This window comes from Streptomyces sp. McG3 (assembly GCF_018619185.1).
In the GTDB taxonomy this organism is placed as follows: Bacteria; Actinomycetota; Actinomycetes; order Streptomycetales; family Streptomycetaceae; genus Streptomyces.
The window spans coordinates 1-15,521 of record NZ_JAAXYC010000182.1 but is presented as its reverse complement, the minus strand read 5'-3'; the positions used below and the strand labels follow the sequence as shown (position 1 = coordinate 15,521).

Annotated in this window: 12 protein-coding genes and 1 pseudogene; 7 read left to right on the top strand and 6 right to left on the bottom strand. The window is 72.5% G+C overall.

What is annotated here, in order from left to right:
• Positions 1-183: 183 nt before the first annotated feature.
• The 5 genes from HET64_RS25325 to rbsD all read left to right on the top strand — a co-directional run bounded on the left by HET64_RS25325 (position 184) and on the right by rbsD (position 6,162).
• Entirely contained in the window at positions 184-1,200 is a 1,017-nt protein-coding gene (locus tag HET64_RS25325; RefSeq protein WP_215109300.1) for a LacI family DNA-binding transcriptional regulator, read from the top strand.
• Positions 1,197-2,792 (top strand): sugar ABC transporter ATP-binding protein, encoded by a 1,596-nt coding sequence (locus HET64_RS25320; protein WP_215109298.1) that lies wholly within the window; start codon positions 1,197-1,199, stop codon positions 2,790-2,792. Before HET64_RS25325 ends, HET64_RS25320 begins: the two co-directional genes overlap by 4 nt.
• A complete protein-coding gene (locus tag HET64_RS25315; RefSeq protein ID WP_215109296.1) occupies positions 2,782-4,740 on the top strand; it encodes a substrate-binding domain-containing protein in 1,959 nt (652 codons plus the stop codon). Before HET64_RS25320 ends, HET64_RS25315 begins: the two co-directional genes overlap by 11 nt.
• Before the next feature lie 112 nt (positions 4,741-4,852).
• The gene (locus HET64_RS25310; RefSeq protein WP_215109294.1) at positions 4,853-5,776 is read left to right on the top strand and encodes a ribokinase; all 924 of its coding nucleotides are present in this window, start codon (positions 4,853-4,855) and stop codon (positions 5,774-5,776) included.
• Positions 5,773-6,162 carry a D-ribose pyranase gene (gene rbsD, locus HET64_RS25305; protein WP_215109292.1) on the top strand — a complete coding sequence of 130 codons (390 nt, stop codon included), beginning with the start codon at positions 5,773-5,775 and terminating at the stop codon, positions 6,160-6,162. Before HET64_RS25310 ends, rbsD begins: the two co-directional genes overlap by 4 nt.
• A 97-nt stretch (positions 6,163-6,259) precedes the next feature.
• Here rbsD and HET64_RS25300 read toward each other — a convergent pair whose 3' ends face one another.
• The 5 genes from HET64_RS25300 to HET64_RS25280 form a co-directional block, all read right to left on the bottom strand.
• Positions 6,260-6,856: a hypothetical protein gene (locus tag HET64_RS25300; protein WP_215109290.1), complete on the bottom strand. Its 597-nt coding sequence runs from the start codon at positions 6,854-6,856 to the stop codon at positions 6,260-6,262.
• Positions 6,853-8,397: a HAMP domain-containing sensor histidine kinase gene (locus HET64_RS25295; RefSeq protein WP_215109288.1), complete on the bottom strand. Its 1,545-nt coding sequence runs from the start codon at positions 8,395-8,397 to the stop codon at positions 6,853-6,855. Before HET64_RS25295 ends, HET64_RS25300 begins: the two co-directional genes overlap by 4 nt.
• Positions 8,394-9,077, bottom strand: a complete 684-nt coding sequence (locus HET64_RS25290) for a response regulator transcription factor (protein ID WP_073742781.1) — start codon at positions 9,075-9,077, stop codon at positions 8,394-8,396. Before HET64_RS25290 ends, HET64_RS25295 begins: the two co-directional genes overlap by 4 nt.
• Before the next feature lie 34 nt (positions 9,078-9,111).
• A complete protein-coding gene (gene murJ / locus HET64_RS25285; RefSeq protein ID WP_251145839.1) occupies positions 9,112-10,680 on the bottom strand; it encodes a murein biosynthesis integral membrane protein MurJ in 1,569 nt (522 codons plus the stop codon).
• 83 nt (positions 10,681-10,763) lie between these two features.
• The gene (locus HET64_RS25280) at positions 10,764-11,966 is read right to left on the bottom strand and encodes a peptidoglycan bridge formation glycyltransferase FemA/FemB family protein (RefSeq protein WP_215109284.1); all 1,203 of its coding nucleotides are present in this window, start codon (positions 11,964-11,966) and stop codon (positions 10,764-10,766) included.
• Between the two features lie 268 nt (positions 11,967-12,234).
• Between HET64_RS25280 and HET64_RS25275 the strand changes: the two genes are divergently transcribed.
• Positions 12,235-13,446: an Ig-like domain-containing protein gene (locus HET64_RS25275; RefSeq protein ID WP_215109282.1), complete on the top strand. Its 1,212-nt coding sequence runs from the start codon at positions 12,235-12,237 to the stop codon at positions 13,444-13,446.
• A gap of 82 nt (positions 13,447-13,528) precedes the next feature.
• Here the strand turns inward: HET64_RS25275 and HET64_RS40115 are convergent.
• Positions 13,529-13,762 (bottom strand): annotated as a pseudogene (locus HET64_RS40115) (DNA helicase UvrD); the annotation flags it as partial.
• 310 nt (positions 13,763-14,072) lie between these two features.
• Here HET64_RS40115 and HET64_RS25270 point away from each other — a divergent pair.
• Positions 14,073-15,521, top strand: a 1,449-nt coding sequence (locus HET64_RS25270; protein ID WP_215109280.1) for a hypothetical protein, incomplete at its 3' end; no start/stop codon positions are given.

Genomic DNA, 15,521 nt, shown 5'->3' with positions numbered 1-15,521 from the left:
TCCCGCACCCCAGCCCCCTCCCGTCACGATCCGGTCTCGGACGCGGGAGGGGGGCTTGTTTTTGGCCATGGAATCGATTCCAATCGTCCGTGTAATCGATTCCATGGCTCCGGGCGGCTGGTTCACCACCGGTCGGCGCAAGGGTTTCGAGGTGTACGGAAACCACAAGGAGGTGGTCCGGACATGGCGGGCATCAAGGATGTCGCGGCCGAGGCGGGTGTGTCCGTCGCCACGGTGTCGCGCGTGCTGAACAGCCATCCGTCCGTCAGCGAAGAGGCGCGTACCCGCGTGCTCGCCGCCGTCGAGGCGCTCGGCTACCGGCCCAACGCGGTCGCCCGCTCGCTGCGCACCGCGCAGACCCGCACGCTCGGCCTGGTCATCAGTGACGTGCTCAACCCGTACTTCACCGAGCTGGCCCGCTTCGTCGAGGAGGAGGCCCGCGCGCTCGGCTACAGCGTCATCATCGGCAACGCCGACGAGCGTCCCGAGCTCCAGGACCACCACATCCGCACGCTCATCGACCGCAGGATCGACGGGCTCCTCGTCTCGCCCGCCGACGGGGGCTCCCCGCTGATGCGGGACGTCGCCCTGAGCGGCACCCCGATGGTCTTCGTCGACCGCTGGATCCCCGGCATCGACGTCCCCGTCGTCCGGGCCGACGGTACGGGCGCGGTCAAGGATCTCGTCGCGCATCTGCACGGCCTCGGTCACCGCCGGCTCGCCATTATCGCCGGGCCCGCCGCCACCACCACCGGCAACGAGCGCGTCGAGGCCTTCCGGGACGCGATGCGCCGGCTCGGGCTCGCCCTGCCCGACGCCTACATCGGCCAGGGCGACTTCCAGGCGGCCAGCGGCCGCCGGGCCACCGAGCGCTTCCTCGCCCTGGCCGAGCCGCCCGAGGTCGTGTTCGCCGCGGACAACCTGATGGCGCTCGGCGCGCTGGACGCGATCCGGGCCCGAGGGCTGCGGGTCCCCGACGACATCGCGCTCGCCGCCTTCGACGACATCCCGTGGTTCGTCCACACGGACCCGCCGATCACCGCCATCGCCCAGCCGACCGCCGACCTGGCGCGGGCCGCCGTGCGCGCGCTGGCCGACCGGATCGAAGGACGGACCCCGCAGTCCGTCATCCTGCCCGCCCGCCTCGTCGTACGCCGCTCGTGCGGCGGGGCCGCATCGAACCAGAGGAGCGACCGGTGACCGCACCGGACAGGCAACTGGTGACCGCACCAGACGAGTTGCTGCGCATCGAGGGTCTCCGCAAGACCTTCCCCGGCGTGGTGGCGCTCGACAACGTCGACTTCGACCTCCGCAGAGGCGAAGTGCACGTCCTGCTCGGCGAGAACGGCGCGGGGAAGAGCACCCTCATCAAGATGCTCTCCGGCGCCTACCGCCCCGACCACGGCCGCATCCTGGCCGAAGGGCGTGAGGTCCGCATCGAGGGCGCACAGGACGCCGAGCGGCTCGGGATCGCCACCATCTACCAGGAGTTCAACCTCGTCCCCGACCTCACCGTCGCCGAGAACATCTTCCTGGGCCGCCAGCCGCGCCGCTACGGGCTCGTCGACCACCGCCGGATGCGCGAGGACGCGGCAGAGCTGCTGCGCCGGGTCGGCGTCAACGTGCGACCCGACGCCAAGGTCCGTGAACTGGGCATCGCCCGGCTCCAGATGGTGGAGATCGCCAAGGCGCTCAGCCTGGAGGCCCGCGTCCTGATCATGGACGAGCCGACCGCGGTGCTCACCTCCGAGGAGGTCGACAAGCTCTTCGCGATCGTCCGCCAACTGCGCGAGGACGGCGTCGGGATCGTCTTCATCACCCACCACCTGGAGGAGATCGCCGCACTCGGCGACCGGGTGACCGTCCTCCGCGACGGCCGCAGCATCGACCAGGTCCCGGCGTCGACCCCCGAGGACGAACTCGTCCAGCTCATGGTCGGCCGCAGCATCGAACAGCAGTACCCGCGTGAACGCCCCGAACGCCCGGACTCCGCGGACGCGTTGCTGTCGGTGCGCGGACTCACCCGCGACGGCGTCTTCCACGACATCAGCTTCGACGTGCACGCCGGTGAGGTCGTCGGCCTCGCCGGACTCGTCGGGGCCGGGCGTACGGAGGTGGCGCGCGCCGTCTTCGGGGCCGACCCGTACGACGCGGGCACCGTCGACGTACGCGGCGAGCGCCTGGCCCGGCACGACGTGCCCGCCGCGATGGGCGCCGGCATCGGACTCGTACCGGAGGACCGCAAGGGCCAGGGCCTGGTCCTCGACGCCTCCGTGCAGGAGAACCTGGGCCTGGTCACCCTGCGTTCCGCGACCCGCTCCGGGCTCGTGGACCTCAAGGGGCAGCGCACCGCCGCCGCCCGCATCGCCCAGCAGCTCGGCGTCCGCATGTCCGGCCTCGGCCAGCATGTGCGCACCCTCTCCGGCGGCAACCAGCAGAAGGTCGTCATCGGCAAGTGGCTGCTGGCCGACACCCGGGTCCTCATCCTCGACGAACCCACCCGGGGCATCGACGTCGGCGCCAAGGTCGAGATCTACCAGCTCATCAACGAGCTGACCGCCTCCGGACACGCCGTCCTGATGATCTCCAGCGATCTGCCGGAGGTCCTCGGCATGAGCGACCGGGTGCTCGTCATGGCCCAGGGCCGGATCGCCGGTGAACTCCCCGCGGGCGAAGCCACCCAGGACGCCGTCATGGCCCTCGCCGTCGGCACCCCGGTCACGCATCAGGGCCACACCCCCACCGAACACCCCGCACCGAAGAAGGAAGAGGAGGGCCCCCGTGGCCACTGAGACAGCCAGGAGTGACGCGGGAACGGGCGGCGGAGTCTCCGTGATACGCCGCGTCCTGCTCGACAACGGCGCGCTCAGCGCCCTGGTCGTCCTGGTGGTGGCGATGTCGCTGCTCTCCGGCGACTTCCTGACCACCCAGAACCTGCTGAACGTCGGCGTCCAGGCGGCCGTCACCGCCATCCTCGCGTTCGGCGTCACCTTCGTCATCGTCTCGGCGGGCATCGACCTGTCCGTCGGTTCGGTGGCGGCCCTGTCCGCCACGGTCCTCGCCTGGTCGGCGACGTCCGCCGGGGTGCCGGTCGTCCTGGCCGTCGTGCTCGCGGTTCTCACGGGCATCGCCTGCGGCTTCGTGAACGGCGCCCTCGTCTCGTACGGCAAACTCCCGCCGTTCATCGCGACGCTGGCGATGCTCTCCATCGCCCGGGGACTGTCCCTCGTCATCTCGCAGGGCAGCCCGATCGCCTTCCCCGACTCCGTCTCGGTGCTCGGCGACACCCTCGGCGGCTGGCTCCCCGTACCGGTCCTCGTGATGATCGCGATGGGCCTGATCACCGCACTGATCCTCGCCCGCACCTTCATCGGCCGCTCGATGTACGCGATCGGCGGCAACGAGGAAGCGGCCCGGCTCTCCGGACTCCGCGTCAAGCGCCAGAAGATCGTCATCTACGCGCTGTCCGGCCTCTTCGCCGCCGTCGCGGGCATCGTCCTCGCCTCGCGCCTCGTCTCCGCCCAGCCGCAGGCCGCCCAGGGATACGAACTCGACGCCATCGCCGCGGTCGTCATCGGCGGGGCGAGCCTGGCCGGCGGTGTCGGCAAGGCGTCCGGCACTCTGATCGGCGCGCTCATCCTCGCCGTCCTCCGCAACGGCCTCAACCTCCTCTCCGTGTCGGCGTTCTGGCAGCAGGTCGTCATCGGCGTCGTCATCGCGCTCGCCGTCCTGCTGGACACGCTGCGCCGCAAGGCCGGTTCGGGAGCGGCCTCCTCGGCGGGCACCGCCCCCGGCGCACCGGGGGCCGGCCGCAAGGGAGCGCTCAAAATGGCCGGCGCGGCACTCTGCGTCGCCCTCGTCGTCGGCGCGGTCTCCTTCTTCAACTCCGGCTCGTCCGGCGGCACGACGAAGGTCGGCATGTCCCTCTCCACGCTCAACAACCCCTTCTTCGTGCAGATGAAGGAAGGAGCACAGGAGGAGGCGGAGAAGGCGGGCATCGACCTCACCGTCACCGACGCCCAGAACGACGCCTCCCAGCAGGCCAACCAGCTCCAGAACTTCACCGGTTCCGGCGTCTCCTCGATCATCGTCAACCCGGTGGACTCGGATGCCGTCGGCCCGGGCGTCCGCAGTGCCAACAAGGCGGACATCCCCGTGATCGCCGCCGACCGCGGCGTCAACAAGGCGGAGACCGCGACGCTCGTCGCCTCGGACAACGTGGCGGGCGGCAAGCTCGCCGCCGACGCGCTGGCCGACAAGCTCGGCGGCAAGGGGAGCATCGTCATCCTCCAGGGCACGGCGGGCACCTCCGCCAGCCGCGAGCGCGGGGCCGGTTTCGCCGAGGGACTCAAGAAGTACCCGGGCATCGAGGTGGTCGCCAAGCAGCCCGCCGACTTCGACCGCACCAAGGGCCTCGACGTCATGACCAACCTCATCCAGTCGCACCCCGGCGTCACCGGCGTCTTCGCCGAGAACGACGAGATGGCGCTCGGCGCGGCCAAGGCGCTCGGCAGCAAGGCGGGAAAGTCCGTCTCGGTCGTCGGCTTCGACGGAACCCCGGACGGCCTGAAGGCGGTCGAGGCCGGCACGCTCTACGCTTCGGTGGCCCAACAGCCCGCCGAACTGGGCAAGATCGCGGTGCGGAACGCCGTGAAGGCCGCGAAGGACGAGAAGGTCGAGAGCACGGTGAAGGTGCCGGTCAAGGTGGTCACCCGGGAGAACGTCGCCGACTTCTCCTGACCGCCGCCCGGCTCGTGAACCGGCCTGTCGACCCCAGCTCGTGAACCGGCCCGTCGAACCGCTCGTGAACCGGCCTGTCGACCCTCGACCGACGAAAGCAGGAAACACGCACATGCACGACAACGCCCCCGACGACCGGTACGACCTGCTGGTCGTCGGGTCGGCCAACGCCGACCTGGTGATCGGCGTCGAGCGCCGCCCCGCGCCCGGCGAGACCGTCCTCGGCTCCGACCTCGCCGTCCACCCGGGCGGCAAGGGCGCCAACCAGTCGCTGGCCGCCGCCCGCCTCGGCGCCAGGACCGCCCTCCTCGCCCGGGTCGGCGACGACGACCACGGACGCCTCCTGCTGGAGACCCAGCGCGCGGCGGGCGTGGACACGGACGGCGTCCTGGTGGGCGGGGCCCCCACCGGCGTCGCCCTGATCACCGTCGACCCCTCGGGCGACAACAGCATCGTGGTCTCCCCGGGAGCCAACGGCCGCCTCACCCCCGAGGACGTCCGGGCGGCGGCCCCGCTGCTCGCCGCCGCCCGGGTCATCTCCGTACAGCTGGAGATCCCGCTCGACACGGTGGCCGAGACGGTACGCGGCCGGGGGCCGGACACCCGGCTCGTCCTCAACCCGTCCCCGCCCGCCCCGCTCCCGAAGGAGGTGCTCGCCGCCTGCGATCCGCTGGTGGTCAACGAGCACGAGGCGCGGTACATCCTCGGCGACGGGGCGGGGACGTCCCCGCACGACTGGGCGCCCGCCCTGCTCGCGCTCGGCCCGCGCTCGGTCGTCATCACCCTGGGCGCGGCCGGGGCCCTGGTGGCGGACAGCCGGACGGAATCCCTGGACCACCTGGTCAGCCCGAAGGTCGAGGCCCTCGACACGACCGGTGCCGGGGACGCGTTCACGGCTGCCCTGGCCTGGCGGCTGGGCCGTGGCGACGACCTGCGGGAGGCGGCGGCCTTCGCGGTCAGGGTGGGTGCGGCGGCGGTCACGGCGCGCGGGGCGCAGGAATCGTTCCCGACGCTGGAGGAGGTCGACGCGCTGTGAAGAAGTCGGGCATCCTCAACCGCCACCTGGCGGGCGCGATCGCCGAACTCGGCCACGGCGACACCGTCCTGGTCTGCGACGCCGGCATGCCGATCCCACCCGGCCCCCGCGTGATCGACCTGGCCTTCCGCGCCGGGACCCCGTCGTTCGCCGAGGTCCTGGACGGCCTGCTCGACGAGCTGGTCGTGGAGGGGGCGACGGCCGCCGAGGAGATCCGTGACGCCAACCCGGAGGCGGCGGCGCTCCTGGACGGTCACTTCCCCTGGCTGGAGGTGGTCCCGCACGACGAGCTCAAGGCGCTCACGGCGGCGGCCCGCCTGGTCGTACGGACGGGGGAGGCCCGGCCGTACGCGAACGTACTGCTGCGGTGCGGGGTCTTCTTCTGAGCCCGGGCCCGTCCCGGACCCGTGGCAGAACGGTACGGGTCCGGGACGGCGTCGTGCGCAGGGCGATGCGGGGCGGCTTCCGGCCGAGGAACCGATATCAGCCGGCTGTGCCGGGGGCGAGCCCGCACGTGCCGGACCTCTTCGTCCCGTCCTGTCCCGTCAGCGTCACGACTCCCCGGCCGTCGGTGGCCTCGTTGTAGGCGATCGTGCACATCAGCTGACGTAGGGCCGTGGCGTCCAGCCCCTGCACGGCCAGGGGCAGGCGCACCGCGATCCCGCCGTCCGACGAGGCCTCGACGGCTACGGTTTCGCCCGCGCGGACAGCGGGAAGCGCGGTGGTCAGACCGGCCGCCCGGTCCGTCCTCCCCGGGCCGGAGAGCAGCGCCAGGACGACCTTCTCCGTGGGCGAGGGGCCCGCCGGTCCTGCGGGGTCCCGTTCGTCGGCGCCCAGCTCGACGTACTCGTCGCCGAATCCGGCCGAGGGCCTGACCGCCCGGATCACGGGACTCAACCCGCCGTCGGGGGAGCGGAAGAAGAGCAGCATGTCGTTGTCACGGTTGAGGAAGGCCTCGACGGTCGCGGGTCCCCCCGCCTCGATGGCGTCGGACGCCTGGATCCCGCAGCCGCCGAGCAGGGACGCGACGACCATGACGAGGGGGCCCACCACGCCTCCGCGCCACCAGGCACGCCTCATCTGCCGTCCTCCTCGACCCGGAGCGGTATCTCGACGGTGAAGACGGCACCGCCGCCGGGCAGGTTCCCCGCGCGGATCGCTCCGCCGTGCAGACGTACGTTCTCCAGGGTGATCGCCAGTCCCAGGCCGCTGCCCGGCGATCGGGTACGGGCCGCGTCGGCCTTGTAGAAGCGGTCGAAGATGTGCGGGAGCGAGGCCGGGGGGATGCCGGGGCCACTGTCCGCGACCTCGGTGATGAGTACCTGGGTGCCGGAGGAACTCGCCTCGGTGCGCAGGCGTACGGTGACGGGCGCGCCGCCGTGCCGCAGGGCGTTGCCGACGAGGTTGGCGACCACGATGTCGTAGCGGCGTGGGTCGAGCCGGGCCCGGATGCCGGTGGGGAGCTCGGCGTGGATCCGGTCGTCGTTCGACCAGTGCCGGGTCTGGAGGGACTTGCGGATGGCCTCGGCGACGTCGATCTCGTCGGAGTTCAGCTCGGCCGCGCGGGCGTCGAAGCGGGATATCTCCATCAGGTCCTCGACGAGCACGGCGAGCTTTCCGGTCTCCGCGCTGACCAGCCGGACCGCCTGGGCGGTGTCGGCGTCCAGACGGTCCGCGTCCTGATCGAGGACCTCGGTGACGGCGAGCATCCCGGCCAGGGGGGTGCGCAGTTCGTGCGAGACGTCGGAGGCGAAGCGACGCGCCCGTGCCTCGGCGTCGCGCAGTTCGCCGACGGACCGCTCCAGTTGCCCCGCCGACTCGTTGAACGTATCCGCCAGGTCGGCCAGTTCGTCGGTGCCGCGTACCGGGATACGGGTGTCGAGCCTGCCGCTGCCCATGCTCCTGGCCGCACGGCGCAATTCCCGCACCGGACGCAGCACACTGCGCGCGGCGATCAGGCCGGGTACGAGCGCGATGGCGAGGCCGGGCAGGGCCCCGTTCCGGGCGGCGACGAGCAGGGCGTCGACGTTGACCTGCTCGTCGGTCATCCGCATGACGGCGTACAGGACGAGTCCGGTGGGCAGCACGCTGTCCGGGCCGGTTCTGAACACCGTGGGCATGCCGATGGTCAGGTACGGGACGCCGTCCTTGACGACCCGCTCGAAGCTCCCGTACCTGTCTGCCGACGCGGCCCGCCGCAGTTCGGGGGTGATGACGGTGGAGACCGGGTTCTCGCCCGAGGACGCGCGGAGGGTGCCGTACTCGGCGAACACCACCCAGGGGCGCGGTTTGCCCGTGCGGGCGAGGTCGCGCAGGACCTCCTCCAGCCCCTCCTCCTGGACGGGCAGCCCCCAGCCCGTCCGCTGGACCTGGTCGCGGAACGTCGAGACCGCTGTGTCCTGGGCGGTCTTCAGCAGCGCGTTGCGGGCCTCGCGGTAGGTCAGCGCGGACGTCGTGCCGGCGCTGACCACGGCGACCAGCAGGAAGGCGGCCAGCAGTCGGGCACGCAGGCCGAACGCCCTGGCCCGAGAGCGCCCGCGGGTGCTCACGGCCGAACCCGCGCCGTCGGGCCCTTCGTTCCCGCCCCTGCGCGGGCGGCCGGGCCGGGGGACGGCGATCACAGCGGACCGAAGCGGTAGCCGAAGCCCCGCAGTGTCTGGACGTAACGCGGGCTGCCGACCTCGTTCTCGATCTTGCCGCGCAGCCGGGCGACACAGGCGTCGACCAGCCGGCCGTCGGCGTGGAAGGTGTGCTCCCACACGTTCTCCAGGAGCTGCTGCCTGCTGAACACCTGCTCGGGGGCGGCGGACAGGTGCAGGAGAAGCCTGAGCTCCGAGGGAGCGAGCGTCAGGAGCCGGCCCGCTTTGGACACGGTCAGACCGACCCGGTCGATGGTGAGGTCGCCGTAGACCTCGATGGCCGGGCGGCCCGTGGAGCCGTCGTCCATGCGGCGCAGCACGGCCCGGATCCGGGCGTCGATCACCTCGGGCCGGGCGGGTTTGACGATGTAGTCGTCGGCGCCGGCCTCCAGGCCGATGACCACGTCGAAGTCGTCGCCGCGCGCGGTGAGCATGATGATCGGCAGCTGGCTGTGCTCGCGGACCTGCCGGCAGACCTGGACGCCGGTCATTCCGGGCAGCATCAGGTCCAGCAGCAGCAGATCGGGGCGGAACTCGGCCAGTGCGGCGAGGCCGTCCTCGCCGGTCTCGGCTGCTCGTACGTCGTGGCCGCGGCGGCGCAGACCGAGCTGGACCCCCTCGCGTACGAAGGGGTCGTCCTCGACGAGGAGCACGCGGGGCATCGGTTGTTCTCCTTCGATGGTGATGGTGATGTGGTCAGGTCCGGGTCCGGGTCCGGGTCCGCCGACTGTCTACACGCAGGAGCAGAGCGTTCAGTTCGGCGAGCCGCAGCGGACGGGCGAGGAGAGCGAAGGTGACGACGACGGCAGCCGCGCCGGCGGCGGTGGCGGCCAGGGCTCCCGCCCCTGCCGCGCCGAGGGCCGCGAGGTGGCCGAGGGCGGTGGCGGGGACGGCGGCGAGCAGCAGGCGTGCGTGGGCGGCCGCGGAGGACGACCGCCGCAGGGGGCGTACGACGTCGAGCCGACGGCTCAGCACCCTGCCGGTCAGCGCCCAGCCCGCGCACAGAGCCAGCGAGTAGGCCGCTGCCATGCCCGTGACGGCCCAGCGGGCCGGCAGCGCCTGCGCTGCGGCCACGGACAGTCCCGCGTTGAGGACGACGATCACCAGGTTGAGCAGGAACGGCGTGCGGGTGTCGGAGAGCGCGTAGAAGGCGCGGGACAGGACGTACTGGCCCGACAGGGCGATCAGTCCCGGTGCGAAGGCCATCAGGATCCCGGCCAGGGCGGCCGTGTCGGCGGCGCTGGTCCTGCCGTATCCGAAGACGAGGGACGTCACCGGCCCGGCGAGGGCGAGCAGCGCGCAGGCGGCGGGTACGACGGCGGCCGCGCAGACCCGCAGGGCGTGGGAGACGTCGTGCCGCAGGCCGGCGGTGTCCCCGTCGGCCGCCGCCGCACTCATCCGGGGCAGGAGCGCCGTCACCACGGACACGGTGATGACGCCGTGCGGTACGACCCACAGGGCGTAGGCGTTGTTGTAGGCGCCGAATCCTGGTCCGCCGTCGAGGCCGGCGTTCGTGGCGAGCCGGGTGGTCACCCAGTAGGCGGCCTGGTTGGCGAGGACCAGCAGCACCAGCCAGCCGGCCGCTCGCAGGGGGCGGGTCAGTCCGCTGTCGCGTCGGGCGAAGCGGGGCCGCCAGCGGAAGCGGGCGGCGCGCAGGGCCGGGACGAGGGCGAGCGCCTGGACGGCGATACCGGCGGTCGTGCCCCAGCCGAGCAGGGCGGTCCCGGTCGGTGTGAGGGTGTCCCCGCCCCCCAGGGACAGGGCCAGGTACAGGCCGAAGACGGCCATGACGACGAGGTTGTTCAGGGCCGGCGCCCACATCATCGCGCCGAACCGGCCCTGTGCGTTGAGTATCTGGCCGAGCAGCGTGAACAGTCCGAGAAAGAAGATCTGGGGCAGGCAGTAGCGGGCCAGCGCGATGGTCATGGCCGCCTGCCGGCCTGTGTAGTCGGTGTACACGTCGACGATCGTGGGGGCGGCCCACACCGCGGTCGCGGTGATGACCAGCAGGGCGACGACGCAGACCGTGACGAGGCGGTCGGTGTACGCGGCCCCCGCGTCGGGGTGTTCCTTCGCGGCCCGGACCAGCTCGGGAACGAAGACGGCGTTCAGCGCGCCGCCCAGCAGCAGCATGTAGACGATGGTGGGCAGGGCGTTGCCGACCGCGTAGCCGTCGGCGCTCGGCCCGATGGTGCCCAGAGCCGCCGCGACCACGGCGGACCGGGCGAAACCGGTGGCGCGGGAGACGACGGATCCGACGGCCATGACAGCACTGCCGCGCGGAGCGGAGACCGCCGCCCCGGATTCCGGACGGTCCGCGGCGGTGTGCGTCGTCGGGTATGTCCTCTTCATCGGCGGTTCAGGTACGCCTGGAAGGCACGGTGGAGCGCGAGGTTGGCGCTGCCCCCCAATGGCTTCTCCCATTCCCCCAATGTCTCGACGACCTGCCCACCGGTGCCGAGCTTCCATCGCAGCAATCCGTAACCACGTTCTGCCGGATCGAGAGTGGAGGCTACCCCGCGCATGTCGTAGACGTCCGCCCCGAGGGCGTGGGCATCCAGCAGCATCCGCCATTGAAGGGCGTTGGAGGGCCGGACCTCGCGGCGGTGGTCGGCGGATGCGCCGGTCTGGTACCAGGCGCGGCGGCCCACGGAGATCAGCGTGTGGGCGGCCAGGATCTCGCCCCGGTGACGGGCCAGGTACAGCTTCATCCGGCCCGGTTCCTCGGCGTTGAGCGCGGCGTACTGGCGCTCGTAGTAGGCGAGCGAGCGGCCGAGGCGGAATCCGTCGCGTCGCTCGGTGACGGCGAGCAGCCGGCAGAACTCGGGAAGGTCCGCCGCGCTGCCGACCACCACCTCCACGCCCTCTCTCCGGGCCCGGCGCACGTTGCGTCGCCACTCCTGGTTGAGCCCGGCCCATACGTCGTCCGTGGTGCGTCCGGCGAGCGGCACCCGGAAGACGTGGCGGGGCTGGGCGTCCCCGCCCGGCCCGGTCCCGTCGCCTCCGCAGCGGCGCCAGCCCCTGACCCGCAGCCGGTCGGCGACGGCGGAGCCGAGGGGGTCGACCTCGCTGGCCAGGACGTCGCCGAGGCGTCGGCCCGGGCCGGTGAGCGGCTTGAGCCGGGCGGCGTCCCAGCGCCGGTAGGCGGGCGACGGGCCGATGCGCACCGCGAAGGCGCCCGCACGGCGCAGGTGCCCCAGGAGCGGATCGAGCCAGTCGTCGACATCGGGGTCGCTCCAGTCGGCGACGGGCCCTTCGGGGAGGTAGGCGAAGGACTTGCGCGTCCCGGGGAACTGACGCAGCAGCACCAAGGCCACGCCCGTCAGTACGCCCGCCTCCGGATCCGGCCCCCAGCCGATCAGTTGGGAGTCCCATCCCTCCTTGACGCCGGCCCAGGACGGGCACTGGAGGAAGCCGGCGCCGAGGGCCTGGCCTTCTCGGGACGCGAGAAAGGCGCGGTAGGTCTTCGGGGTGATGGTTCCCAGGGCCACGTCCCGGTTCCGTGCTCGGGGCACGGGGCTGGACGACGACGGCACGAGCAGCGCTGACACGGTCTGGCCTCTCCTTCTCCCCGGACCCTGTCGCGGGGACGGCTCCCCGGACCTTTCGCGGGGACGGCTCCCCGGCCCTTTCGCGGGGATACAGAGGATGCTCACAGCGCTTCATGACCGCTCCGAACGCTGAATGTGACCGGACCATGACCGTTCCTCACCAGTCGCCGTCACATCGATCCACAGCGTCTGACCTCGTCTTTTCCGGCTCTACAGTCGCAGCATCGCCGACTCGTCCGGCTCTCTCGCGGCTCTCCCGGAGGTCCTGTTGTCCCGCTCGTCACGCACACCCGCACGCATCCGTGCCCGCGTCAGGGCCACCGTCGCGGCAGCCCTGCTGGCACCGCTCGCAGCCTGCTCGTCGAGCGCCCCTCCCGGCGCCCCGGTCGCCGAGGTGACGCCGAGCCCCGACGACCGCCCCGTCACGGTCTCCGTCACGCCCGCGGGCCAGCGGATCCGGGCCGGTGAGCCCGTACGGGTCACGGTCTCGGGCGGCAGCCTCACCTCGGTGACCGTCACCGACGCCGAGGGCCGGCGGCTCGCCGGAAAGACCGCCGCCGACGGCCGGTCCTGGGTCTCTGACCGCACGTCCGCACCCGGTACGGCGTACGAGGTGACGGCGGCGACCCGGAGCGTGGGCGGAACCGCCGGGAGCGCCCGGGCCGGCTTCACCACGGCGAAGGCGGACAAGGTCAACAAGGTCGACTGGAGACCGGGCGCCGCAACCACCGTCGGCGTCGCCCAGTTGATCTCCCTGGTCTTCGACCACCCGGTCAGGAACCGGGCCGAGGTCGAGAAGCAGCTCAAGGTCACCACCTCGGACGGCACCGAGGGCTCCTGGGGCTGGATACGCGACTGGTCGGGCCGGGACCGGGTGGACTGGCGGCCCCGGACGTACTGGAAGCCGGGGACGGAGGTCAGGCTGAACGCCGAGTTGAACGGCACCGAATCGGGGCCGGACGGCGGCTGGTTCGTACGCGACTACACGACGTCCTTCACCGTCGGCGACCAGCAGATCGTCGAGGTCGACCTCGACCGCCATCGGCTCTCCCTCGTACGGGACGGAAGGACCGTACGCCGGATCCCGGTCTCCGGCGGCACGCCCGGCGGCGACAAACGATCCTGGCGAGGAACCGCCGTGCTCATGGCCAAGGAGGGCACGATCAACATGAACTCCGAGACCGTGGGCCTTGCCGACGCCTACGACAAGATGGTCGACCACTCGATGCGGTTGACCTGGTCGGGCATGTACGCGCACGCCGCCCCGTGGAACGCCCGCCATCTCGGCAGGGCCAACCGCAGTTCCGGGTGCATAGGAATGAGCGACGCGGACGCGGCCTGGTTCTACGGGCAGGTGCGGCCCGGCGACCCGTTCGAGATCACCGGCGAGGACACCAAGGGCGTGGTCGCGCCCGGGAACGGCTTCGGCGCGTGGAACGTCCCGTGGACCGAGTGGCAGGGGATGAGCGCGTTGCGCTGAGCTGACACCGATCAGGCGCAGGTACCCCTGAACCGCGGTGTGGGCCGGACTCGATACGGGCAACGCGCCGGCGGTGACGCTGCCGGCGCGCCAACAGATCGGCGGCGTGCTGAAGGCGGTCGACGCCGACCGCTGTCACCGCCTTGGGGAACAGGAGAGCGCCGACGCGCGCACCGATGACCGCGACACACCGGAACTCCAGCCCCTTGAAGGCATGGATGGTGCCGACCTGGACGGCGTCCGCCTCCGCGGCCGTGTCGCCCCGCAGGCGAGCCGCGGGAACGCCGGCCTGCCTGAGCCGCTCCACCGCCGTGTCGGCGTTCCCCGGGAATATGCGGATGCGGTCGACGTGCACGGGCCGACCACGACGTGGTTGGGGACGAGGCCGGCCGGTGGGAGTGCGCCAGGTCCACCGGCGGCGCGGGGCGAGCGACGAGCCGTCTTGTTCCGGGCAGCGGAGTGGCTCGTCAGCGCTGCTCAGGGGCGATGTGGGCGCCCCGCGCCGGTCGTCTCGCGTTCCGTCACGGGAAAAAGTCCTGGCAGATACCGCTGACCGGAGCTAGGCTCCCCGCGATGACTCACTCCATGAACAGATTGGGGGACCCGTCCGCGCAAGGTGAGTGCTGATGCTCCCTTCGACCGCGAACCGGGATTCCTGCCCGTCCCCCCTGTCCGCCCCGTCCTTCTGGCCGCGCGTGCGCGAGTTCGCCGTGCCGGCCCCGATGATCGAGACTGCCACCGCCCGCCGTGAGGCCGGGGACTGGGCAGGAGCGTGCGCCGCAGCAGGCGTCGATATCGATCTCCGCCTCCGGTCCGTGGTGCGCAGCCACGGCCGGGAACTCGCCGCCCGCATCCGGGCGGACCTTCGCCGGCTGGCTCCTGACCTGCTGCGCTGGCACATGCCGAGGATCGCCCCGCACGGGCTGCTGCGCCCGGGGCTGACGATCGAACTGGCCCGCTACGACCCACCGGAGCGCGACGGACCGGCTCCTCTGCACCTGGTCGTCCGGACCCCGCCCGCCTGGGCGGACGCCGGGCAGCGGATCAGTCTCGCGCTGTGGGACGGGTCGCACACCGAGCCCACCGCCCGCCGTCACCCTCACCCGCGTCCGAACCGGCGCTACCGCCTCGATCTGCACCGCCACCTGTGGGACGCGCGCAGGGCCGATGAGCTACGGATCCGTAGTGGCCTCGACGACCTGCCGTCCGCCTGTGCCGCCGAAGCCGTCGGCCCGGAACCGTGGTGCGCCGTCCCGCCCGACCGACGCTGTGCCGTCGACCGTTGGGCGGCGGAGGCGGCGATCCTGCTCCGCGCCGAGGGGCAGGGGCCGTGCGGAGCGGTCAGCGTGCGCCTCGGCGGCCGACGCCGGCTTCTCCTGGACCTGGAGGCCGGCGCGGACGGTCGGGGGACGCCCGTCGCGCGGGTCACGGAGGCGGCCCCGGACCCGGGTGCGTCCGCACCTCCGGTGCTGCCCGACGCGGCGACCTGGGTGCTGCCCGACCTCGACCTGCTCCGTACCGGGGCGATCGCGGCCGGTCAGCTGCACCCGCTGGTGGCTCGGGCCCTCGTGCCGGACCTGACGCCGCCTCCTTGGGCACCGGCTCGTCCGGGTGGCGGTGACCGGGCGGGAGCGTCGCGCCTCGTGGAATGCCGGGGAGAACAGCACCGGATCGGCCTGGTCGAAGGGGTTCTCGCCCCGCTGGACCACGATCCGGCCGAGGTCCGCCGCGAAGAACTGCTGATCGCCCTGACCGGCACTCCGCTGCCCTGCCTCCAGGCCATCGACGAGGCGCACCGGCGTCCGGACTGCCTCACCGGTGTGCGGGAACGCCTCGACCACGGGGACATCGCCGGTGCGCTGGCCGTCGTCGAGGGGCTGCTCGGTCCTGGGGCAGTGCTGCGCGACGGTCCTCTGCGGGACGAACTGGAGGCCGCCGCGCAACGGCGGATCACCTACGGACTGTTCCGGGCCGACCTGCTCGGGCCCGGTCCCATCCGCCGGCGCTCCGACCCCCGCCGCCCCGTCGACCCCCGTCCCCGCCGGGCCCGGCGCCCGCGCCACACCGTCGTCCGC